Annotated in this window: 23 protein-coding genes; 5 read left to right on the top strand and 18 right to left on the bottom strand. The window is 44.6% G+C overall.

Features of this window, described 5'->3' with window-relative positions; all coding sequences use genetic code 11:
* Nucleotides 1–4: 4 nt before the first annotated feature.
* On the bottom strand, nt 5–613 hold the full coding sequence (locus GKS34_RS11950; protein WP_163385275.1) for an alpha-ketoglutarate-dependent dioxygenase AlkB family protein: 609 nt from the start codon (nt 611–613) through the stop codon (nt 5–7).
* A 246-nt stretch (nt 614–859) separates the two neighbouring features.
* Between GKS34_RS11950 and GKS34_RS11945 the strand changes: the two genes are divergently transcribed.
* Complete coding sequence (locus GKS34_RS11945; RefSeq protein ID WP_163385060.1) at nt 860–1,435, top strand: TetR/AcrR family transcriptional regulator; 576 nt, start codon at nt 860–862, stop codon at nt 1,433–1,435.
* A gap of 505 nt (nt 1,436–1,940) precedes the next feature.
* Here GKS34_RS11945 and GKS34_RS11940 read toward each other — a convergent pair.
* Nucleotides 1,941–3,038: a DUF4934 domain-containing protein gene (locus GKS34_RS11940; RefSeq protein ID WP_163385059.1), complete on the bottom strand. Its 1,098-nt coding sequence runs from the start codon at nt 3,036–3,038 to the stop codon at nt 1,941–1,943.
* Between the two features lie 433 nt (nt 3,039–3,471).
* The gene (locus GKS34_RS11935) at nt 3,472–4,218 is read right to left on the bottom strand and encodes a 4'-phosphopantetheinyl transferase family protein (protein WP_163385058.1); all 747 of its coding nucleotides are present in this window, start codon (nt 4,216–4,218) and stop codon (nt 3,472–3,474) included.
* 405 nt (nt 4,219–4,623) lie between these two features.
* Between GKS34_RS11935 and GKS34_RS11930 the strand changes: the two genes are divergently transcribed.
* Together GKS34_RS11930 and GKS34_RS11925 are read left to right on the top strand one after the other, a co-directional pair.
* Entirely contained in the window at nt 4,624–5,046 is a 423-nt protein-coding gene (locus GKS34_RS11930; protein ID WP_163385057.1) for a response regulator, read from the top strand.
* A gap of 368 nt (nt 5,047–5,414) precedes the next feature.
* Nucleotides 5,415–7,004, top strand: coding sequence for an FG-GAP repeat domain-containing protein (locus GKS34_RS11925; protein ID WP_240459283.1), 1,590 nt, complete (start codon nt 5,415–5,417; stop codon nt 7,002–7,004).
* Between the two features lie 3 nt (nt 7,005–7,007).
* On the opposite strand, the gene gap is transcribed toward GKS34_RS11925, so the two are convergent.
* The 3 genes from gap to GKS34_RS11910 all read right to left on the bottom strand — a co-directional run bounded on the left by gap (nt 7,008) and on the right by GKS34_RS11910 (nt 9,495).
* Nucleotides 7,008–8,000: a type I glyceraldehyde-3-phosphate dehydrogenase gene (gene gap / locus GKS34_RS11920; RefSeq protein WP_163385056.1), complete on the bottom strand. Its 993-nt coding sequence runs from the start codon at nt 7,998–8,000 to the stop codon at nt 7,008–7,010.
* A 131-nt stretch (nt 8,001–8,131) separates the two neighbouring features.
* Nucleotides 8,132–8,716, bottom strand: coding sequence for a VTT domain-containing protein (locus GKS34_RS11915; RefSeq protein ID WP_163385055.1), 585 nt, complete (start codon nt 8,714–8,716; stop codon nt 8,132–8,134).
* 35 nt (nt 8,717–8,751) lie between these two features.
* Entirely contained in the window at nt 8,752–9,495 is a 744-nt protein-coding gene (locus GKS34_RS11910; protein WP_163385054.1) for a DUF4488 domain-containing protein, read from the bottom strand.
* Between the two features lie 185 nt (nt 9,496–9,680).
* On the opposite strand from GKS34_RS11910, the gene GKS34_RS11905 reads away from it, so the two are divergent.
* Both GKS34_RS11905 and GKS34_RS11900 read left to right on the top strand, forming a co-directional pair.
* Nucleotides 9,681–10,292 carry a hypothetical protein gene (locus GKS34_RS11905; RefSeq protein WP_163385053.1) on the top strand — a complete coding sequence of 204 codons (612 nt, stop codon included), beginning with the start codon at nt 9,681–9,683 and terminating at the stop codon, nt 10,290–10,292.
* Nucleotides 10,293–10,294: 2 nt separating this feature from the next.
* A complete protein-coding gene (locus tag GKS34_RS11900) occupies nt 10,295–11,386 on the top strand; it encodes a Gfo/Idh/MocA family protein (protein ID WP_163385052.1) in 1,092 nt (363 codons plus the stop codon).
* Here the strand turns inward: GKS34_RS11900 and GKS34_RS11895 are convergent.
* From GKS34_RS11895 to GKS34_RS11840, 12 genes are all read right to left on the bottom strand, one after another.
* Nucleotides 11,374–12,150: an EcsC family protein gene (locus GKS34_RS11895; protein WP_163385051.1), complete on the bottom strand. Its 777-nt coding sequence runs from the start codon at nt 12,148–12,150 to the stop codon at nt 11,374–11,376. The genes GKS34_RS11900 and GKS34_RS11895 overlap by 13 nt on opposite strands.
* A 12-nt stretch (nt 12,151–12,162) precedes the next feature.
* Nucleotides 12,163–12,732, bottom strand: coding sequence for a DUF1572 family protein (locus tag GKS34_RS11890; RefSeq protein WP_163385050.1), 570 nt, complete (start codon nt 12,730–12,732; stop codon nt 12,163–12,165).
* A 112-nt stretch (nt 12,733–12,844) separates the two neighbouring features.
* Nucleotides 12,845–14,098, bottom strand: a complete 1,254-nt coding sequence (gene metK / locus GKS34_RS11885; RefSeq protein ID WP_163385049.1) for a methionine adenosyltransferase — start codon at nt 14,096–14,098, stop codon at nt 12,845–12,847.
* Between the two features lie 80 nt (nt 14,099–14,178).
* On the bottom strand, nt 14,179–14,853 hold the full coding sequence (locus GKS34_RS11880; RefSeq protein ID WP_163385048.1) for a hypothetical protein: 675 nt from the start codon (nt 14,851–14,853) through the stop codon (nt 14,179–14,181).
* A 162-nt stretch (nt 14,854–15,015) separates the two neighbouring features.
* The gene (gene secDF, locus GKS34_RS11875; protein WP_163385047.1) at nt 15,016–17,994 is read right to left on the bottom strand and encodes a protein translocase subunit SecDF; all 2,979 of its coding nucleotides are present in this window, start codon (nt 17,992–17,994) and stop codon (nt 15,016–15,018) included.
* A gap of 98 nt (nt 17,995–18,092) precedes the next feature.
* Nucleotides 18,093–18,470, bottom strand: coding sequence for a hypothetical protein (locus tag GKS34_RS11870; protein ID WP_163385046.1), 378 nt, complete (start codon nt 18,468–18,470; stop codon nt 18,093–18,095).
* 143 nt (nt 18,471–18,613) lie between these two features.
* Entirely contained in the window at nt 18,614–19,240 is a 627-nt protein-coding gene (gene udk, locus GKS34_RS11865; protein ID WP_163385045.1) for a uridine kinase, read from the bottom strand.
* A 19-nt stretch (nt 19,241–19,259) separates the two neighbouring features.
* Complete coding sequence (locus GKS34_RS11860; protein ID WP_163385044.1) at nt 19,260–19,859, bottom strand: non-canonical purine NTP diphosphatase; 600 nt, start codon at nt 19,857–19,859, stop codon at nt 19,260–19,262.
* A gap of 133 nt (nt 19,860–19,992) precedes the next feature.
* Complete coding sequence (locus GKS34_RS11855) at nt 19,993–20,475, bottom strand: free L-methionine (R)-S-oxide reductase MsrC (protein ID WP_163385043.1); 483 nt, start codon at nt 20,473–20,475, stop codon at nt 19,993–19,995.
* Nucleotides 20,468–21,517: a bifunctional diaminohydroxyphosphoribosylaminopyrimidine deaminase/5-amino-6-(5-phosphoribosylamino)uracil reductase RibD gene (gene ribD / locus GKS34_RS11850; RefSeq protein ID WP_240459282.1), complete on the bottom strand. Its 1,050-nt coding sequence runs from the start codon at nt 21,515–21,517 to the stop codon at nt 20,468–20,470. Before ribD ends, GKS34_RS11855 begins: the two co-directional genes overlap by 8 nt.
* The gene (locus tag GKS34_RS11845) at nt 21,517–22,365 is read right to left on the bottom strand and encodes a DUF4382 domain-containing protein (protein ID WP_163385042.1); all 849 of its coding nucleotides are present in this window, start codon (nt 22,363–22,365) and stop codon (nt 21,517–21,519) included. Before GKS34_RS11845 ends, ribD begins: the two co-directional genes overlap by 1 nt.
* Before the next feature lie 15 nt (nt 22,366–22,380).
* A complete protein-coding gene (locus GKS34_RS11840; RefSeq protein ID WP_163385041.1) occupies nt 22,381–23,445 on the bottom strand; it encodes a carbohydrate-binding family 9-like protein in 1,065 nt (354 codons plus the stop codon).
* Between the last annotated feature and the right edge of the window lie 84 nt (nt 23,446–23,529).

Here is a 23,529-nt window from a genome sequence, read left to right as displayed (position 1 = left end):
TTTACTACCGATTAATATATCTAAACGTGAGGTTTATCCTGGCCGCCTGAACTTTCTTGGTAGGCGGCAGGCGATGGAGCCAATGGTCTTGGGTAGTACCTTTCATAAGCAATAGGCTCCCATGTTCAAGATATAGGGAGACAGTTTCCTTGCTATCCTTGTGTTTAAAGGCAAATTTCCGCTCTGCTCCCAGACTGATAGAGGCAATGGCCCCGTGTTTTTTCAGGTCTTTTTCTCCATCACTGTGCCAGGCCATTCCTTCCTCTCCGGAATGATAAAGGTTTAGCAAGCAGGAATTGAAGGTTTCATTGGTAGCCTTTTCCGCAATCGCTTTTATCTCCCTTAGTTCCTTTGTCCAAGGCAATGCTTCTTTGGTTGTATTGGAATACGTGTACGCATAAGCCTGATCACCGTACCAGGCTACCTTTCGTTTGGTCACTATTTTTTTTCCAAACAGGACAGCCTCATCATTTTTCCAGGCAATGGTATCCCACAAGGCCCTAAAATAACCATCGGCTTTCGTTCCGGGGATCACCTTGCCATGATAGTACACCTGGCCGTCTTGCGGTAATAAGTTTTTGGATGGAAAAGCCGGATTGTCAAATAGATTCATCCGGACAAAGTAAGGAAATTTTCGTTTTCGCTTCAATCCCGTAGGAGCAATTTAAAAAAATTGAGAGTTAGAATACCCGGTTTAAATTCAATCCAAAAGTAAACTGAAAATTCTCTGGAAATAGACCTAATGGGAAAAATAACATTCGCCAACTAAAACACCACTAAAAATTTTTATTTAAGTTTTGGAATGAATATTCCAAAACTATATATTTATGGGGTATCCCCTATTATACCCCATTTGCCGATGCCCAGGATAAAATCATTTGATGAAACAGAAACCTTAGAAAAGGCGATGGAACTGTTTTGGAAAAAGGGGTACCACTCCACCTCCGTGCAGGATCTGGTCGATCACCTGGGAATCAACCGCGCCAGCCTGTATGATACCTACAAAGGAAAGAAAGACCTTTTTATGAGGGCTTTTGAAAATTACAAGGACAGCACCAAAAACGCGTACTTTGAGTTATTGTATGCACAGCCGAATGTCATGGAGGGTTTTAGAAAGCTGTTTGAACACGTCGTTCGCGAAAATACGGATCGCAGGGGTTGTTTTTTAGTGAATATCACCACCGAATTGGTACCGGAAGACAGCGAGATGAAAGCGATGCTACGGGAAAATCAAATCCAATTTGAGAAGTTGTTTTTTGATTACCTGAAGTCCGGAGAGGTGATGGGCGAAATTGCTCGTGGCAAAGACCTGAAAGCTTTTGCTAACCTGCTTTTTACGCTTTACAATGGGGTGCAGGTCATCTCCAAAATAGAATCAGCCCCCTCCAGGCAATTGGCTGCAGTGGAGGTGGTGTTACAGCATTTGGAGGATTAGTAAAAAAACCTTCCAGGTTTTAAAGGCATCCAATTACTCCCTGAAAAGATGCCTCATACCAATTTCGGCACCACCCAATTCGGATATGAAATCCCCTTCCATAAAAAAGGTGGCGATTGAATTTTTCTATTTAAAATTCAGATGCTTCCAAATTCGGTTTTCTTCATTGAATGTATCGTTCGGATCATGTATAAACGGATAGGGAAATCCAGATTCCGTCAGTGTCTGAATGATTTTTTCCTTATCCTCGGTGGTAAATAACAATTATCGCCGGGATGTCCCTATCATACTCCTCTAAGATATCCATAAAGGGAATGCTGTCTGTTACCTGATAGGTTTGTAAATTCCCAGGAAAAATAATTTTTTCTTCAAAAGGGCCGCACCCAACGAAAACGCATATAAAAACGGGGAGCAATAGTAGTTTCAATTTATTGATGAAATTTTATGGTTACCCTGTTTCAAAGCATCAACGTTTTAATTTCCACTTGCCGGGAAATTTCATGATTCAAAATTCGACGAATAACAATACCGGGTTGTCCCCCTCCTGAACTATCGGGCTGTTTTCCGGCAATTGATCTGCCTCAAGTTTTAAGTAAGCCGGAGCCTGTGCGACGAATACCAAGAGCTCATCCAATACGCCTACAGGATGGTAAAAGGCATTTAAATCATTCGCGGAAATTATTCTTTTTCCGGCCTGCATGTTGTGCTTGTCCAAAATGACTTGATGGTTTTTTCGCTCCCCGTTCACTTGTACGTCTACCCCAAAGAAAGCCTTCTCCTCGTTTTCCCAATACTGGGAAATGACAGCAAATCCCTGTTGGTTGAGCATTTCAAACCCGGCCATCCAATCCATTTCGAAAAACCGTTCGGGGATACTGTATTTTCCAAAATCAAATTGATATTGGGAGGCAAGACTTTCCTCCAGCACCTTGTAGGTGGTATTGTTGTAAATTTCATGGAAAAATACAGTTTCATTTGCTGTATAGAAGTTTTTTTCCTGCATGGGTAAAATCTCATGGGTATTAGGTAAAAATGTCTTTACAGTATTGCCATGTCCATCCATAATTGCCAGCCTGTTTTCGACCAGAGGAAGGTTATAGCTACCGGAGGCCACGTAGTGACCATTGGCCAATTTGGTAAAGGAAGATCCGTAGTAATCGAGATTAAGATTTCCTTTGATTTCCCCACTGTTATCAAAACGGATGATTTTCGCCTGATCACCTTGGGCGTTGAGGATTTCCGTGCCTTCAGGAGTGGGGATAAAATCACTAATGTTGGCAACCATACCCGGCCCCTCACCGGTTTCAACGGACCTACCCTGATAATTACCCTTGCGGTCAAAAGTATGGATAGCATCTCTTGCATTTTCATCAAAAATGAAAAATGCAGCATCAGAGAATTTTACCGTCAAAAAGTCCCCAAGAAGGTTATTTTCATTGGTTTCCAATGGGATTACTTTTACAATTGTATAGGGTGTACGGATCAACTCGATGTCCTCTAATTCCATCAAGGGCAAGTCACCTGTGCTTATGCTTTCCTTTTGGCAGGAAGCCAGGAGCACCATGACGATAGTATATAAAAGTTGACTTGGAAGGGGTTTCATAATTATACTTTTTTTAAACTAAGTATTTAGAATCATTAATCCAAGGTTTTCCGCTGCAAATTATTTTATACGTCGAAAAGAAAATTAATTTTAATGTATGAGTCTGCCATTTCTACACATCTACACAAAAGTCAGCTTGCCAAAGTAAAATCCTTCTTGAATCCGGTTTTGCTCTACCGAGTGTATTTGAACTTTCGGGATGAAAAAGTGGAATTCACCTATTTATGACCCCGAGGGAGAATCTTGTTTTTTTTAAGTGGAAGAAAAAATCGTGAAACTCCAGGAATCAAAAAGCAAGCTAGCCGCAGAAGGAGATGGTTTTTTGGGTGCCCTGGAGGGGATAATACCCCTTTGGCGCCGTTTGATTTAAAACAGATAGCATGCAAATACAGGAAGCCAACCTGAGTTATCAGGTTATTCGGTACTGGGGATTCTAGCCAAAGGGCAAGGAATCCCAATTTAAAAATCGTAGTTGATGGTTTTTTGACGGTAGGGCAAGACTTACATAGTAGTTCGAATTCATGATAAAGCTTCGAATGTGCCATTGCTCGTAGGTTGTTTTTCCGGAGAAATTGAATCCTTGAAGACCATCCAGTAGACAGTATTCACTCAGTTGGTCGGTGATTCCCTGCCCGATCCCTTTGAGCAAAGCCTCCTTCCGTGTCCAGATTTTATAAAAAGAGCGAACAGGGATGGGGGAATTTTCAATAAATTCGATTTCTGAGGATGAAAAAATGCCAGCAAGCAGGTCCTTATATTCAAAGCGGGAATCTAGCGGTTCAAGGTCGATCCCCACTTCACAATCAGCAAGAACAATAACTACCCATTCACCGGAGTGACTGATGTTAAAATGAAAATGGTCCCTTTCGATCAGGAAGGGCTTGTTAAACCGGTTTTTACCAAACTGAATCGATTTTTGTGGTTCATTCAGGTAGAGCTGTATTAGTTTACGGAGAAATCCTTTCCCCAATATATGCCTGATCCGGTCTTCTTTTTTAAGATACCGATTGGCTTGTTGGATTTCCTCATCGGTCATCAATCCTTTTAAATGTTCAATTATATGATCGGGCGAAGAAAGGGGAATCCGCCAGATATCAAGAAAACTACCGGTTTGGGAAGGTTCAATTTCCTTCCAGTCCGGAGGGCTTATTTCTTCACAAAAGACCCTGATTTTCGGCATGGAAATGGGTTTGCTGGGTTGGGGTTTCGGGAAATATAGGCAATTTTAATTACTTAGCGAATTTACCACCTGGTTGGATCATCGGGAGCGCGATCCAGATCATCAGGTACCCCATCTCCGTCCCTGAGCGGATGGTTCATCCCTGTCGTTACAAGAAATCGAAAGGATCAAAAAAGCAAGAAGTGGTACGAAAGATTCTTTTATCATGATTACGGGTATTATTACTCATCGGAGCGGATCACTTATGTCATCAATTATAATTTAAATTATAGAAAAATGAAATTAATTGTCGCAAATATGTAATATATCCTAAATTCTTGTAAGATAATTTTGAAATATCTATTATTACGGAATTATTGGACAGCGTTAAGCTTATTTTTTTGAACAGAAGACGTGGGGAAGGAAATGGAAAACAAAATTTTTGACCTGGGAGGAAAGCGATTATTGATCGTGGATGATGATCCGGTTATTCGGCTGATAATGAAAGCGACTTTTAAGGCCTGGCAAAACACCGGGTTTGACATGGCAGTAAACGGAGCCGCTGCGTTGGAACAATTGAAAACGCCCGGATACGATTTGATTTTAATGGATTTACAGATGCCCGTTTTGGATGGCTACGAGACTACCCATGCCATTCGTTCAGGCCATTGCGGCAGCGAATATCAAAAAATTCCTATCATTGCCATTACTGCAGACCTTTCAGAAATTGCCAGGGCAAAATGCCTTCGGGTAGGGATTGATGAATTTTTATCCAAACCTGTGGACGGCTCTACTTTATATGCGACTATTCAGTATTTATTTCATATTAGAAGAAGCAAAGCAGGCTGATTGCAAGCAGGTTTAGCTTACAAATCCTTCGCCTGCCAATTTAAAGAAGGATTCTATTGGTCAAACGTCGTCACGTTTTCGTTGCCCTTACACTAAATATATGACAGGGGGAAGATTAAAAAGTTAAAAATCCTATTCCCATGTAAAGGCGAACCTTTATATTCGTACGGGACAAGTTATGACCAATAAAAAAAAATTATAAACAGATGAAATCGAGCATGACGAGATCGACACACAGAGGGATGATTATCAAGCATGCGAGATTCCATATGGCCGCTTAAAGACAATTATAAACATATGAAATACTGTCCATGCATCATGTTGCTTGAATTGATAGCTAAGCAATCCGTTTACCAATATTTTTCGGCATGATGGGCTATTTGGGCATTAGCGGTAGCAGGCATTGGTTTCTGTGGATTTTTCTGGCAATTCTTTGGAGCTGTGGGCCCGGGTCCAAAGAGAAAAAGGAAAACCCGCAGTTGATGAGCGAATCCAGGAAAGAGCCTGATCCCTCCCTTTTGGAGCAGCCTGCATCCACCCTGGCAGCCAGGTATTGTACCGGCTGCCATCTAATGCCGGATCCCAACCTATTGGATAAAGAAACCTGGAAAACCATCCTACCCAGAATGGGACATTACTATGGGATTTATGCCAATGATACCATTCGGGATTGGATACTGGAAGGAGGAAGGGCTGGACAGATCGTGGAACAAAGAGGCGTCTTTCCGCTCACCCCCACGCTGGACACCCTGATTTTTCAAAAAATAAGCGCCTACTATCTGGAAGAAGCACCTGATAAATTGGCATTGATAGAACGGGAGCCGGCCCGGGTCGGCCTGCCTTATTTTAACCTGAAAAAGCCCGGGAGTAAAACCAAAAATCCCATGACGCTCATGGTTAAAATAGACGCGCCCAACCGGTTTTATATCAGTGATGTGGGCAGGTCTGTCTTGGCCATTATGGATTCCGATTTTCAGGTAATGAAAACGGCACGGATTCCTGAGGGAACTTCCTGGATCCACAAAGACGATTCCGGCACTTATGCATTGGTCATCGGTACCTTTAATCCTACAGATATGGACCTGGGCTATGTGATGCAACTGCCGGAAGGGCCCGGAGACCCGACCCGTATTTTGGCACAAAACCTGCAACGCCCCGTTCACCTGGATAAAGGTGATTTGGATGGAGATGGAATGGATGATTTATTAATTTGTGAATATGGCAAACAAACCGGGAGTCTAAGCTGGTGGAAGCAGGACAGGGCCGGTAAATTTCAGAAATTCGTTTTGCAAAGCAAGCCTGGTGCGACCAAGGCCTATATGCGTGATCTGAATGGCAACGGGAGACAGGATATCATCGCCCTTTTCGGGCAGGGAGATGAGGGCATTTTTATTTACCATAACCAAGGTAATGGCAATTTCGTTGAAGAACCAGTCTTGCGGTTTCCTCCCAGTTACGGTTCCAGTTATTTCGATCTGGTCGATTTCAATGATGACGGGCACCTGGATATTATCTATACCGCTGGTGACAACGCAGACTACGATCCGATTACCAAACCCTATCACGGCATTCGCATTTTTATCAATGATGGCCAAAACCGGTTTGAGGAAGAATTGTTTTACCCTTTACCCGGGGCTTACAAGGCAATTCCGGCCGATTTTGATGGGGATGGCGACCTGGATATTGCGGCAATTTCTTTTTTTCCTGACTTTGAAAATGCTCCGCAGGAAGGTTTTGTATACCTGGAAAACCAAGGTGATGGTAGCTTTGTAGCCAGTACTTTTCCTGGGTCTTCGACGGGTCGCTGGATGGCTATGGATGTCGGGGACATGGATGGAGATGGAGATCTGGATATATTACTGGGATCCATGGTTTTTGGCTCGGATTATACCCGGTATTTTGATCAGTGGGTGGAGGGCGATTTACCATACCTCTGGTTGGAGAATACCCTTCGGTAGGGATCAAATCTTAGTAACCAGTTCCACCAGCCGGTTAGAATAGCCGGATTCGTTGTCATACCAGCCCACCACTTTAACCAGATTTCCCATAGAAGAAGTGAGCCCGGCGTCTAAAATGCAAGAATGAGGATTACCAACAATATCGATGGATACCAGTGGATCTTCTGAATATTCGATGATTCCCTTAAAGTCAGTCAGGGAAGCTTCAAGAAATGCATTGTTGATCGTATTGGCATCGACATCCTTTTCTAAGAGGACGATTAAATCCGTTAAGGAACCATCCGGCACCGGTACGCGCATAGCGGAGGCTTCGATTTTACCTATGAGTTTGGGCAAAACGACCTCCACGGCCTTAGCGGCATGGGTAGTGGTGGGAATAATGGAATATGCTGCTGCCCTGGCCCTTCGTAGATCCCGATGGGGAGCATCGTGGAGGTTTTGATCGTTGGTATAGGAGTGGACTGTGGAAACGTAGCCCTTGACGATCCCAAATGCTTCGTCCAGTACCTTTACCATTGGGGCCAGGCAGTTGGTGGTGCAGGAAGCATTGGATACAATGGTTTCATCCCCTTTAAGGATCCCTTCGTTGACGCCTAGTACGACCATGGGCACATCGGAGTTTTTGGAAGGGGCGGTGATAATCACTTTTCGGGCTCCAGCCTGCAGGTGCAGGGCTGCTCCCTCCCGGTCTGTAAATTTTCCGGTAGCTTCTAAAACCACATCAATACCCAATTCTCCCCAAGGGATTCGTTTTGGGTTTTTTTCAGCAAAAATCCGAATAGTTTTGTCTCCTACCAGGATGTTGCCGTCTTTTTCAACAAATCGCTGAGAATATTTTCCATGAACGGAATCGTATTGCAACAGGTGGGCCAGGGTTTTCGTATCGGTCAAATCATTTACGGCGACCAGCTCTAAATCGGGTCGATCCAGGATTAGCTTGATGGTCAGGCGACCTATTCTTCCACAACCGTTGACGGCAATTCTTTTTTTATTCATGATTAATTTATCTGTCGAATTTAAGAAAGAATTTAAAAAAAATGCCTGAGATTTAGTGAATCTGGCAAAAAATATGAGAATTACCCTACTATTTGCAGACTGCTCCTACGGATACTTTTCTCTTTTATCAATTACAGGTTTTCTACTCCAAACAAAATCAAGGCATATAAAAAATACCTGAGAATCCGAAAGAGACTCAGTAGCAAATAACTTCTGGGAACCAACCCACCCATTCCGGAAAGTAAGGAAATGGCCGAAAAAGGTAGCGGAGTCATTGAGGCCACTACCACCAGGTAGCCACCAAATTTTTCAAATAAACCCATGTACTTTTTCAATCGCGGAAACCGGGTGCGATTGATCCAATCTTTATCCCGAACCCATCTGCCCATATTAAAGTTTAGAAAGCCGGCACCATAAGAAATGCTGGCCAGGATGCCAATACTGAAAAAATAGGGACCGATCATCCCGGTTTCGAGTGACCAAAGCATGAAAACTTCCGGTGGTATGATACCAAAGAAAATTTCAGACAAAACGAAAAGGCCTACGACCAATACGACGTTGTCGTAAATACTTCCGAACCAGGCATATCGTTGGTCTTCGGTACTGAAATGACGCAACAAAAAAAACACGCCTACCAGCAAAACGAGATAAAAAAGACCTTTCAGTAGATTATTTAGTAAAAATTGCCTTCTTTCCTTGATTTCTTTCCTATTCATATAAAGAAAAAAATGTGGTACGATTCAGCTTATCCTTATTTTGATGGCTGATAGGCTTCTTCATACGGAGACCAGATTTCATAGATCGGATTACCTGTACTGCTCAATCCGCTATGATGCCATTTGCCATCGATTATTTCGTATTTAAACTCTAGCTTCGCTCCCACCCGATTATCATCTCTGGAAAAAAAAGTGATGTTTTCGGTATAGTTTCCATCCTCTGCTTCATAAGTACCACCACCGGTACCGCTAAATTCTTTTGTTTCCGAATTAAATGCGATCCATTGGAACCGACCTCCACTTAGAATTTTTACTGTCCTCCTGGCTCCTGGCGTCATTTCAGAAATTTCACCATCTCGTTTTCTACCCGTAATCACCCAATTTCTGGTGAGATCGTCTTCCCTGGAGGATACTTTTTCCCAAATTTCAATCAAGGTTTCCCCTTTTATTTTACCTGATATAACGATCCGGTTATCGGCAAAATCCAAGGTATATTCGTTTGTAGTTCCTACCTGTTCCGGATCCAGTGTCAAAAAGTCAAGGGTCTCTTCGTATGTGTTCCCATCCAGGCTGAACTCACCGCCTCCTGCATACATAAATTTGTCTCCGGCGATTTCTTTTGCCCCAAATGCAAAATAGCCATCCTGATAGATCTTAATAAATTCCTCATCGGTGATTGGATCCCCGTTTTGATGGGTGAGTTTCCATGCTCCTTCTAAATCTTGTGCCAGAAGCTGAGGACAAATCGTAATAAAAATAAGGAATAGGAAGGATTTCATGAGTCGTTGGCTTTAGAAAACAGGTTAAATTTACTTATTAATTTGTGTTTCGCAATACCCCAAAATTTTTAATGTGGAATCTACTGGCAAATAGATAATCAGTGGCACGTGAAGCCATTTATCCAGAAATAAACGTCGAATTGGCTGGTTTTTTGTGAGGTTTGGCAAACTTACCGGTATGTCCTATGCAAAAAATCATTTTTGTAGTAATAATAACGTTCCTTGCTGGCTGCGCTATGGCAGGTAAATCTTATGGGCAGTCCTACGGCACTGCCTTGGGTCTGCGACTGGCCAACAACAATTCCTACCGTATGTTGGGACTTACCGCACAGCAGCGGATTCAAAAGGGCCTTTCGGTGGAAGCCATTCTTCAATCCGATTTTAACGTCAACACGACCGTACATGCGTTAATTAAAAAACACCGACCGCTGCTATCTAAACGATTAAATTATTATTATGGTGCAGGAATAGCACTGGGCTTGGAGGAAAGCTGGAAGAAAGTGCCAGAAACCCGAACAATTATTCAGACTTACGGCAATCACACACTTGGAGTGGATATTATAGGAGGTGTAGAAATGACTTTGATGGGCATTACCTTTTCTGTAGATTATAAACCGAATGTAAACTTGCTGGGACGGGAGCCCTGGTACAGCGGGCAGGTAGGAATATCCGTCAGGTCTGTATTGGTCAAAGGTTCCAGGCAAAATAAAAAACGGAGGCAAAAGGCCAGGGAAAGAAGACGAGAAAACTCCCAGGGCTACTTCAAAAAGATACTCGAACCCTTTAAAAATAACTGAAAATGAAAACCCTTTTGATTACTGTTTTTTGTCTTCTTTCCGGCATCCAGATAAGCCTGGCCCAATCACCGGTAAAAATTGCGGTAGTGGGACTCACGCATTCTCACGTGCACTGGATCCTGGGAAGAGAGGATAAAGGCGACATAGAGATTGTAGGCATTGTGGAGCCCAACGAAGACCTGGCCCGCAGGTTTACTGCCCGTCATGGATTAAGTATGGATTTGGTGTATTCGGATATGGAGTCTCTGTTTCAGGAAGTCAGTCCCGAAGCAGTGACTGCTTTTGGTTCTATTTACGAACATTTGGAAGTGGTGCAAGCCTGTGCGCCAAGAGGAATCCACGTGATGGTGGAAAAGCCGTTGGCAGTAAGTATGGAGCATGCCTTTGAAATGCAGTCCCTGGCCAAAAAACACAACATTCACCTGCTGACCAATTACGAAACTACCTGGTATGCGAGTAATCATGAAGTCAAAAAGCAGGTTTCTTACGATTCCCCTATAGGACCCCTTCGAAGAGTAATCATTAATGACGGACACGAAGGGCCTATGGAAATTGGAGTCAATCAGGAATTTCTGGAATGGCTCACCGATCCGGTGCAGAATGGTGGAGGGGCGGTCATAGATTTCGGCTGCTATGGAGCCAATCTGATGACCTGGCTAATGAATGGGGAGAAGCCCATTTCAGTTACCGCCGAACTCAAACAAATAAAGCCGGATATTTATCCCGAAGTGGATGATGAGGCGACAATTCTCCTGGATTATCCGGAGACTCAGGGGGTCATCCAAGCCTCTTGGAATTGGCCTTTTAGCCGTAAAGACATGGAGGTATATGGAAAAACCGGCTATTTTGTCGCCAAGAATAATACCCGATTGGTCAGCAGAACTGCCGGAGAAGGTTCAGAATCAGTGCAAACCCTTCCCGCTAGAAAATACCCCTACGACGATCCCTTTTCGTACCTCGCTGCGGTGGTTCGGGGAACCGTAAAGGTAAGTCCTGGAGATCTTTCCAGCCTGGAAAATAACATGGTGGTAGTAGAAATTCTGGATGCCGCCCGAGAAAGTGCAGCAAAGGGACAGCGGGTTTATTTGAAATAAGGGTTATTCAACCTGGCTTCTCTATCTGCGAAAAACCGGAGGCGGTATGCCTGAATGGCCGTATCCCCAAGTTGTTGCGTAAGTTTGTAGTTGGCTACTGCACCTACGCCGGCACCAATTACGGGGATTAATTGTGCCAGTTTGGCCAGATCCATGTAGTCTCGGTATTCGAGTTGGAAGGTACGCCAATCGTATTTGTCAAAATTATCGGGAAGCTCCAGTGCCTTTTCTTTCCAGTTTTCGACCAGCAGTACCGTTTCGTTTCTGGTTTTCTGACTGGAAAAGGTGAGTTTAAAAATTGTAAGGATAAATACCCGCTCTTTGAAATCCCTGACGTCATACCCATAGGCTGCAGAAATTTCAAAGAGCATTTTCATTTTGATGGCTAAAAATGCGGGAAGGTCAGCGAAACCCATTAAGATACCGCCGGCCCCAGTGAGGGCGCCCTCCACGGAAGCAGTTCTCTTGTAAAATCGGATGGCTTTCCTTGCCTTGAATTCTTTAAGCCGTAGGTATTCCATTTGATAGGGTTTTGGCGAAATGAATTCATTTCCGGCCAATACTCCTTTGACCATTTTTTCAATGGCGAAAGTAATAGCTTGGTGTATTTTCTCAGGTATGAGGTTGTTGAGGGACCGTTGCGTGCCTTTGGTCAGCCGGTTTACAAGGGAGGGTTTCTTTTTGGTTTGGTACAACCAAATGCCGAGTTCCTCCCGAACCAGCTTTTCATACAACCTGTCAGCTTCACTTTCGGTGCCAGTCATGTTTTATATTCATCATTTTTTAGGAAATTCCTTTGGAGAGAGGGAATCGTTTCCTGCTTGCCTGAAGGCATTCTGACTGAATGTTTTTGATTGTCCTTTGGGAACACTCAGGCTTTGCCAAGCATCGGAATGAAGCATTTTGCCTAAATATATCAGCTGTCCTACATGCGAAGCATAATGGGTTAGCTGTCGGTTGATGGCATCCATTACTGTGTGGGCCTTGTTTTGTATGTAAACGGTTTTTTCAAAATCGCTTGGAGCAAGGGGTTCTATAGCCGCGAACAATACCTTCCATCCTTCCTCCCACACCTGCATCATTTCTTCCCGGCTGCGGATATCATTTTCAAACTCCCCATCACGATTTCGCCAGGGCTTTTCTCCATCCGATTCTAAAAAATCCGTCCAGCGGGAGTGCATGTTTCCTGCCATGTGCTTGACAATTGTCGCCATGCTATTGCTGTCGGCATTGTGTTGCCAGAAAAGGTTTTCATCTGCAACCTGCTCCAGGGCTTTTTCTCCCAGGCTTTTGTAAAACCGGAATAGGTTGAGACTGCTATCCAGGTAGTTTTTCAAATGGTCCATCGGTTTCATTTTGTGGATTACGTAATGCAGGCTGGGTACAATTTACCGGAATTGGAGCAATAAAAAAAGCCGCCGATGAGGCAGCTTTCAGATGGGGTAAGAAATTCAGTAATTACAAACCAAATTCCATTTTAATCGCGGCTACCTGATCCAATTTTTCCCAGGTAAATAATTCCACATCCAAGGTAATGGAGGCTCTACCCGGAGAGACGAAGGTTTTGGAAACGATTTCATTTTCCCTTCCCATATGGCCGTAGGCAGCGGTTTCTTCGTAGATGGGATTGCGAAGTTTGAGGCGGTTTTCGATGGCGAAAGGCCGCATGTCAAATAGTTTTTCCACTTTTTTTGCGATCTCACCATCCGATAGTTTCACGTTGGAGTTGCCGTAGGTATTGACAAAGATACCCATGGGTTTGGCCACTCCTATGGCGTAGGATACCTGTACCAGTACTTCATCGGCTACCCCGGCTGCCACTAGGTTTTTGGCGATATGGCGGGTCGCATAGGCTGCAGACCGATCTACTTTGGACGGATCCTTGCCAGAAAAGGCTCCTCCGCCATGAGCTCCTTTGCCTCCGTAGGTGTCGACAATAATTTTTCTTCCGGTAAGCCCCGTATCTCCATGGGGACCCCCAATGACAAATTTGCCCGTCGGATTAATGTGATAAATAATATCATCGGTAAATAACTTCTGAATCGAAGCGGGCAACTGGGCCTTTACCCTGGGGATAAGAATTTCAATGATGTCCTTTTTGATTTTTTTCAGCATGTCGGCCTCTTCTGAAAAATCATCATGCTGGGTAGACACCACGATGGTATTGATTTTTTCAGGAATATGATCGTCGCTGTATTGAATGGTCACCTGCGCTTTGGAATCGGGCCTCAGATATTGGATCTGGTTATTCTCCCGGCGAAGTTTTGCTAATTCCCTTAATAATCGGTGGGAGAGGTCCAAACCCAGTGGAATATAATTATCAGTTTCATTGGAGGCGTAACCAAACATCATTCCCTGATCACCGGCCCCTTGCTCTTCAGGATCGCTTCGGTCCACGCCCTGATTGATATCAGGAGATTGCTCGTGTATGGCGGATAACACCCCACAGGAATTGCCATCAAACATGTATTCACTTTTGGTATAACCAATCCTATTGATCACATCCCTGGCGATTTTCTGAACATCCAGGTAGGTGTCAGATTTGACTTCTCCTGCAAGGACAACCTGACCGGTAGTTACCAGTGTTTCGCAGGCTACTTTGGAGTTGGGATCAAAAGCCAAAAAATGATCAATGATGGCATCGGATATCTGATCGGATATTTTATCCGGGTGTCCTTCGGAAACCGACTCCGAAGTAAATAAGTAGGACATACAAAGCGTTTTTAAAATGAGTGGGTAAATTTACATCTTACAGCTAAAATTAAAAAGCTATATTTTCACCAATCCTTGTCTTAATAACTGTAGCGTCTCTTAAAAATCAACGGAGCATAAAAAGACAAGCCTAAGGTAAGGTACATAATGCCCCCAAAGGACTGTACCCAGTGAAATATATGGCCCATGCTGTAATTTCCCAGAGAGGGCAAATAATAGGTTAAAATAAAAAAAATATAACTTTCTCCAAAAGAAAATAGAATTAGGGAGGCCATCCAAAAATAAGGCAAGGAAAGTAGGTTTACGTCGCGGTACCTATTTTGATGAAGGATATCTTTAAAAAAAATAATGCAATAAAACAACACCATTCCATGGCCAATCAGGAAACTGTAGGATTGGATGTCTGCCAAGATGGATTGAAAAAATAAACTATTCAGAATTCCAAGCAATAGAAATACGCCCATAGTAGGTAAAACTTTCCTTTGAAGGTGACATGAATATTGCAAATGACTGAAGAGGAGGAGCATGACCGTTGGTCTCAGGTAGACGTAAAGTATATTATATAGCAGAAAGGAATCCTTTCCACTCGCGCTGTTTAGCGTCCAAATAGACTCCGATAGTAGTTCACTCATGAGAATCAGTAAAACCAGGGAATTGATTTTCTTATATTCTTTCAGTTCATCTCCGAAAAGCAGGTACACTGCAGAAAGTACGATCCCAAGAACTAAGGCTATGGAATAAAAAGAGACCGGCATAAGGGCAAATTTTTGACTGCAAGTTATTTAAACCACGAATCTTGATCAATACCCTGTTTGGGGTATAAATTTTGCATTTTATACCAAAAAAAGCCGGTCCTGAAGGAACCGGCTTTTCTTATACACCTTTTTTCTCAAGTGATGAGAATCGGGAAATCGAAATTAACTTTTTACTTCTGTTACTTTTTTTGTGGTTGGCGTAGCTTCATTGGCCAACTCCCGCTTCATCAAATCCACCACTACTGGGGTGGCAATGTATATGGACGAATAAGTACCAACCAGTACACCTATCAATAAAGCAAAAGAAAAGCCTCTTAATACTTCTCCCCCAAAAACGAGTAAGACAAGCACCACGATCAGCGTCGTGGCAGAGGTAATCAGAGTTCGAGCCATGGTCTGATTAATGGCATCGTTGAACATCTGAACCAATTTTCCGGTACCCCGGTTGGAGATATTTTCTCGAATCCGGTCAAACACAATCACGGTATCGTTAATGGAATAACCGATTACTGTAAGCATCGCGGCTATGAATACCTGGTCAATTTCAAAAGTAGCACCAAAGGCACTGGCGATGGCAAATGCAGCAATGACGAAGAAAGCATCATGTATCAATGCAATTATAGACGCCAATGAAAACTGCCATTTTCGGAATCGCAACAAGATGTAGAGGAAAATGGCTACCAGGGAGAAAAACATGGCTTCCAGGGAAGAATTTTTGATGTCATCGGCTACGGTGGCTCCTACCTTATTGGATCCGGTGATCGCAAAAGTACCCTCTGTCATTTGAGTGGCATCTTCTATGTAATTGAAACCGGTGACTTCGCCAATACCTTCCCTTATTTTTGATTCCACCTCTCGGTTTGCTTCCTCATTATCTTCGTTTACCAGATAAGAGGTGGTTACTTTCAATACATTATTAGCTCCGTACGTTTTTACCTCTACGGATCCGCCAAATTCACCATCCAATCCGACTTTTAACTCCGAAGCAGGAACTGCTTCATTAAATTCCACGATGTAATACCTTCCGCCTGTAAAATCCACTCCGAATTTCAAGCCGGTGGTGAGTGCCAATATCATTCCTATGACGATGATAGAAGTCGAAATCAGGTAGGCAATTTTTCTTTTGCCTAGAAAATCTATGGAAAGATCGGATAGCAAGTTTCTTGTAAAGGATGTCGCAAAAGAGATGGAACTTTTGTCCCCTTTTTTGCTCATCCAGTATACGATTACCCGGGTAATAAACACGGCTGAGAAAAACGAAGAAGCAATACCAATCATCAGCACGATGGCGAAGCCCTTAACCGGACCCTGACCTAGCGCATACAAAATGGCTCCTGTCAGAAAGGTCGTGACGTTTGAGTCTAGAATAGCACTAAATGCTTTGTCATACCCACTGCTGATTGCTTGTAAAATACCTGCTCCATTTCTCAATTCTTCTTTAATACGTTCAAAGATAAGGACGTTGGCATCAATGGACATACCGATTGTCAGTACGATACCGGCAATACCCGGAAGGGTAAGAGCGGCTCCCAATTGGGCCAAAATTCCAAGAATAAAGAAGATATTGAAAAGCAGGGCGGCGATGGCCACAAATCCCCCCTTGGAATAATAGGATACCATAAATAAAACCACCAGCACTAAACCGGCAATCATGGAGTTGATACCCTGATTTCGGGCTTCAATTCCCAACGTAGGACCCACGATGGCCTCTTCTACAATGTTGGTAGGAGCTGGCAAGGTTCCTGACTTAAGAATATTGGCCAAATCCTTGGCCTCCTCCATGGTGAAATTACCGGTAATTTCGGATTGCCCGGAAGGGATTTCCCCCTGAACGGTGGGTGCGGTGTAAACATAGTTATCTAAAACCACAGCGATTCTATTGCCAATGTTTGCAGCAGTAAGGCGTCTCCAGTTCCTGGCCCCTTCAGCATTCATCTGCATGCTTACCGCCGGTCTGGAAGTTTGATCAAGCGACTGCCGGGCATCGGTAATGACGTCTCCTTCCAAAGGTGCCTGGTCTGTACCACGGGGAGCTTTGATGGCGTGCAATTCCAGTAATTCCATGTCGTCCTGAGCTTGGGGTTTTACTGACCACATAAAGCGAATGTCCCGGGGAAGCAGGGATTGAACATCCTCCCTATTAAGAATTCGGTTTATGGTAATGGTGTCCCTCAATTCATAAACTAACCCATAATTGGCCTTTAATAACGAAAATAATGGAGAAACCTCCATGCCTAAGGAATCCGCATCCGAACTCTCTTCAGCCAATTGCCTGGCCAAATCACTTTCCAGGTCCGTTGTGTCCGCCAGGGCATCGTTTTCTTCTGCAGTTGCCTGTGGCTGTTCGCTTTGGGCTTCCTCCACCAAAAAGGCGTTGACCTGCTGTAGGGCATCTCCGTATTCATCAAATTCGGCTACTTCCCAAAATTGCAATTTCGCTACTCCCTGCAGAAGGTTACGTACCCTTTCTGCATTGTCTACACCGGGAAGTTCTATTTGAATTCTACCTGTGTTCTGAATTCGTTGGATATTAGGTTGCGAGGTGCCAAACCGGTCGATTCGGGTTCTTAAAATGTTAAAAGACCGATCAATGGCATTTTCTATTTCTGCATCAATGATGTTTAAAATTTCCGTATCTGAAGATTCCAGAGAAATTCTTCCGCGGTTGGCAGCAGTAGCAAAGATCGTATTTAGCTGCCGGTCGCCCGCCTCTTCTTGCCAGGCAGTGTAAAAGAGGTTCACGAAACTTTCGTTTGCCGTTTTAGCTCGTTCACTGGCAACGGCTACTGCTTCGTTAAATTCCGGGTCCTCACTTCCTCCTGCCAGGCCTTTGACGATTTCTATGGGGGAAACCTCCAGGGTCACATGCATGCCTCCCTGTAAATCCAATCCCAATCCCAATTCGGTGTTTTTTACCTCCTGGTAAGTAAAGGGAATACCCAGGAAATTATATACTGGCTCCCGCCAAACGGAATCCAGGTAAGTCTGCCTTTTGTCAAAGTCAATGTTACCTGACTCATCCGTAGCGTAGGTGGTAGCTTTTTCCTGCACACTATTGGATACCAGTGTGAAGGATAGGTAGTACAAACACAACCCGGTAATGACCACCGTTAAAAAAACGATAATGCCTTTGTTTTTCATGATTCTAGATTAATAAAGTGATTTTTTGTTGACTATATTCCTGCAGTCGAAAGGATTTGTTCGCAGGCGAAAATGAAAGAAGTTATATAAGCCTGCTTTCAGGGAGCGTTCACGGATATTATTTGCTCAAAAAGTATTTCAAACAGCTGATTGAAAGAAGGCCCAATGCCTGCATCGAAGGCTAAGCTCGGATTTCCTATACCTGAAACCTCATAAATGAGGTGATAGGCATGATCTACCACTACCAATGCAAACGGAACTACGGCATCAATTGCTGTATGGATAAATGTTTCCTCTTCGCCCGAATCCCCCTCCGAGTTGTCTCCACTCACATCAAACTGAAGATCAAATTGGCTGCTGTCCGCATCCATCCGTACGGTGAATTCGGAGACAGAAATAAAGGTACAAAAAAGCAACACCAGCATGAGGGTGAGCCTTTCGCGTAGGATTCCGCTATTTGTCCTGTTATTTTCCATGGGCCGCAAATATAGAAATATTTTTTTAGATACCAGTTATTCTGATGATTATTTTAACTTACAAAGCACTTGTATTTCAAGTGGTTAGCTAATTGGAGTTCGATGGCTTGTAGCCGACCAGCAGTAGTACATCCAAGTGGTAGTTATGGGGTCCCTTCTATTTTTACATGTAGAAACGTTCGGATTACCTCCAGCGCTTTTTCGAATCCATAGTTGTTGGGGACAATCAGGTCCGCATCCTGCTTGAATGGGGCAATGTATTTTTCATAGGTAGGCATCACGTGCTGTTCGTACCGGTAAAGCACGTCGTCCAGGTCATATCCTCGCTCTACCTTATCCCGCACGATCCTCCTTTTTAATTTGATATGGTCCTTGGCATCAATGTATACTTTGAGGTCCAGTAGGGCGGCGAGTTCCGGATAATACAACACGAATATTCCTTCCACCACCACCACCGGCGCTGGCTCAAAGGTGAGCATGCGGGGTTTCTTGTTGGGATTGTTAAACGTATATTCCTGCCGCTGCACTCTTTTCCCCTGCTGAATGGCTCGGATGTCGCTTGCGTATTGCTCAAAATCAATGGAATGTGGGGTGTCAAAATTCGTAATGCCTCGCTCATCCAGAGGCTGCAGGTTGCGGGGCTTGTAGTAGTTGTCCTGGGAGATAAGGCAGACCTGTCCCGGTTCAAAGGCGTGTAGCAATCGATCCAAAAAATGGGTTTTTCCAGAGGCGCTTCCTCCCGTAATGCCGATAATGTAGGGGTTATTCATGAATGAAAATGATTGTCAATTACGTTCGCTGATTTTTTCCGGCATGATGAGCTTTCAGGAAATCGGCTAATTTCCGGACAGCCCGGCCCCGATGGCTGATGGCATTTTTTTCCTGTAGGGCTAATTCTGCAAAGGTTTTTTCATAGCCTTCGGGCCGGAATACGGGATCGTACCCAAAACCCTGTTTGCCGGAGGGGCGCTGAAGAATTTCACCGGCTACTTTACCCTCAAAGGAATGAGAATCGCTCCCCACAAGTAGGGCGATGACCGTTCGGAATGAAGCTTTACGGTTTGTCTTTCCTTCCATTTTTTCCAATAAGAGGGACAGATTTCTTTCGTCACTTCGTGGTTCTCCGGCAAACCTCCCGGAATACACCCCTGGGGCTCCGTCCAGAGCGTCCACTTCCAGCCCGGTATCGTCGGCAAAGCAGTCGACACCATATTGGGATTTCACAAACCGCGCTTTTTGGAAAGCATTATGCTGTAGGGTATCTCCCGTCTCGGGTAATTCCTCCTTGCAGCCGATATCTGCCAGGGATACAATCTCAAACTCACCTCCCAAAGCAGCTTTTACCTCTTCCAGCTTTTTCAGATTATTGGTAGCAAAACAAATTTTCATGTGTTTATAATTGTATTTTGGTGGTCACATAGCCTGTCCCGATCCTTAATCGGGAGAATCTCGCATGCTTATTATCATCGCACTGAGTGACGTTCTAGTCATGCTCGATTTCATAATGTGAAATTAAGGCAGCTTATCCGGGAAAGGAAATTAGCTGTACCATTTTTTCCAGGTACAGCTGGTCCGTGGCATCAAAGTGGGCCAATTTTTCGGAATCCACATCCAGTACAGCTACCACCTTTCCGTTGGAAAAAAGGGGCACCACTATTTCTGAGCGAGAGGCACTGCTGCAGGCGATGTGCCCTGGAAAGGCCTCAACATCAGGAATGAGCAGTGTTTGGCCGGTTTCCCAGGCTTTTCCACAGACACCTTTGCCAAAACCTATTCGAGTGCAGGCCACTGGTCCCTGAAAGGGTCCCAATACCAGTTGATTTTCCCTGACCAGGTAGAAGCCTACCCATAAAAACCCAAATGCCTCTTTTAAAACGGCAGCCATATTCGCCAGATTGGCGGTCAGGTCAGTTTCGCCTGCCAATAGGGCCTCTAGTTGGGGAAGCAGCGCCATATACATTTCTTTCTTTCCGCTATTGGCCGGTAAGCTCAGTTCTTCACTCATGGTTTGTGTAGGTTTGCAGCAGGTCCTGATCCAGCATGATTTGTTCGGTTGGGTACACGGGAAGCATTGGTGCCGGAATCCCCAAACCGAATCGACTCGTCCCGGTGAACACACGGGCTTCATCCCATAACCCCTGGCCTATAAAGTCACGGAGCAGGGCAGCGCCTCCCTCTACCATCAGGCTTTGGATGTTTCGTTGGTGTAAGTCTTCGAGTATACTTTTTAATGTAAAACCCGGATCCAATCGGACCCATTGGGTTTGTCCGGTAATCTTATCCTGTTTCTGGTTATAAATAAGGGTAGGCTGGGAATCATCAAACAGCTTTAAGGAAGGAGAAAGCCTCAGTTGCCTATCTATCACCAGTCGTAACGGATTTTTTCCGGTCCAGTCCCGGACCGTCAGCTGCGGATTGTCGTAATGGGCAGTGTTTGTTCCCACCAGAATCGAACTTTCCTCCGCCCGCCAGCGATGGACCAACTGCCGGCTCAGGGGGTTGCTAATCCATTTGCTATCGTAATTGCTCCGTGCAATAAAACCATCCCTGGTTTGCGCCCATTTTAGCAGTATAAAAGGCCTTCCTTTCTCCATCTGGGTAAAAAAGCGCCGGTTTTGATAGCGTATTTCCTTTTCCAATATTCCCGTTTCCACCCTGATACCTGCTTTCTCAAGTTTAGTGATTCCCTTTCCTCCAACCAGCGGGTTACTGTCTACAGCACCGATAACCACCCTTTTGAGTTGATGACGAACGACTAGATCCGCACAAGGCGGGGTTTTTCCATGGTGGGCGCAGGGTTCGAGGGTGACATATAAGGTGGAGAAAGGAAGAAGTTCCTTGTCATTTACCCTGGCGATGGCGTTGACTTCGGCGTGCGCCTGCCCATACTGCTCGTGGTAGCCTTCTCCGATTACCAACCCGTTATGAACAATCACACAGCCCACCAAGGGGTTGGGGCTGACCTTCCCCTGGCCTAAGGACGCCAGATCTAAGGCCCTACGCATAAACAGCAGGTCTTGGGCAGGGGTTAGGCGATTCTTTTCCATCAAGGGTTTTGGGGCTGAAGGGTTATATTTGGCAAAGCTATCACCGTATCCGGTTTGGTACTCACCCTGAAGGCGGTATCCAGGTAGCCGCTCGGTGCATCAATAAAAATCCCGTAATCTGTAGGTGGCAGACCTTTCAGATAAAAGCCTCCGGTGCTTTCGGTTAGTGTGGCAAGGGTATCGGTATTGTTTATCGCAAAAATATGAGGTCGCAGATTCCTGGGTACCACCGTGCCCCTGATGGCTGCAGTTTGGTCGGTGACAAAAGCCCTTATTTCGGGGATTAATTGAAAACTTTCTCCCGGGCTTTGTTGAATGGATTGAGCCAGGTCAAAATCAATATACACGTCATATGAGAGGCCGGACTCTACGTCAATGGATACCTCCAGATCCAGTAATTCTTCCAGGATTGAACTGGGGGTCAAATCAATTCGGATTTCATCCCGAACCAGGTACATTTCTTCACCTAGTCGAAGGCGAATTCCGGAAATGGTTCCGGATTGGATTTCTGCCCTGCCAATCAACAGCCTTTGGTCGTTTACCAGGTCACTGATCCGTACGGTATTGCTTGCTGCCTGGTACGGAATATCAATCCAGGAGGCATTTTCCGCACTGCCTCTGACCCCGGAGGGCAACACTTCAACGCCCAACACTTCTATCCACACTTCATCAAAATCTCCCGGGGCATCTATTAGCAAAATATTTACCAGCGAGCGGTTTTCCAGGGAGGCGTCTTCGCAAGCTGCCAGGCATCCAGGTAGCAAACAGAAAAGCAGTAGCCGATTTAGGATATTCATACCGGGATAGTTTACGGCTGGTCCCTCCCTCTTACTTTTTAGTTTCTCCATCTCTTAGGGTTTGTATCATTCTTTCCATATTCTGCCGTCTTCCGTAATGTACCATTGCTGGTCTTGCGTTACCAATGAAGGGGAAGAAATCTTAAACCGCGTATTGCTTACCTCAAAAAATATTTCCTCCAATTCATTGTTTAACTGTAAGCCTACCTGGTCCGTGCTATAATGTCCCTGGGCAGCATAAAGTTTCCGCTGGGCTTCGTAAATTTCACGCAATGCCCTTTTCACCTTTTCGTCCTCGTTTGGCACAAAGGTATCCGTTCCCGTACCTACCGGAAAGTCCGAAAACTGGACCAGACCCCATCGATCGGGTAGGTGCATGTTTACCAACCCCATGGGAGACCAGACCCAGTTGTCCTCCCGGAAGGGTTTTCCCGTCTTCGGGTTGATTTTCTTTTTGTAGCCGGACTCATCGGCTTCAATCTGCCATTGAACCCGCGAAAAATTAATTTTCCATTGGCTGCCAGATTTTGGAGCCCGGTAATTAGGTCCGGATTGGGAAAGGCTTTTCCAGGGAATGGCCATCTCAATGGACCAGTAGTCATCTTCATCAGAGGGATCGTTTGGGGTTCCTTCCAGGTGTACGGCATGGCGAAAGTCATTGATGTTCCATCCGTTGATGGGTTTACCACCGTCGCGGTAGGGGCGTGTGAGCATCAAATCCCAGACAGTTCCGAGGGCATTGATTTCCAATTCGTAATAATGATGGGTATCGCCATCGGGATCTAGAAATACTTCGATGTCATTTTCATGAAAGATCACCGATTCCCTTTCGGTATAGGTTGCCCAGATGTGAGTTTCTTCCAGCCGTACACCTATGTATAGAAATTCTTTGTCCCAAAGCATTTTCATTCGGGTAAGTTGCTGTGGTTTCGGGAAGTCCGGTCCCTGTATATCCAGAAAAGGTTCCGACCAGGAGGCTTGCTCCCAGGAAGGTTCCGTCAGCTTTCCATCCATGGTCAACGCATTTGTCACAAAGTAGGCCAGGTAATGCCGGGGTTTTGGGACTGGTTGAGAGTAGCTTTCCTGGAGAGAAAGAACCAGAACAAGCATTCCCGTAAGGATTTTATTCATATATGGCATCGTTGTTAGGATTGGGGAAAGTGAAATCAATCACAAAAATAATAGAAAACCCATGTTATTGAGTTAAAAGTTGAA

Origin of the sequence: Cyclobacterium jeungdonense (assembly GCF_010994275.1) — a bacterium.
Lineage (GTDB): Bacteria > Bacteroidota > Bacteroidia > Cytophagales > Cyclobacteriaceae > Cyclobacterium > Cyclobacterium jeungdonense.
The sequence above is the reverse complement of the archived record's forward strand: the minus strand, read 5'-3'. Positions and strand labels throughout refer to the sequence as shown.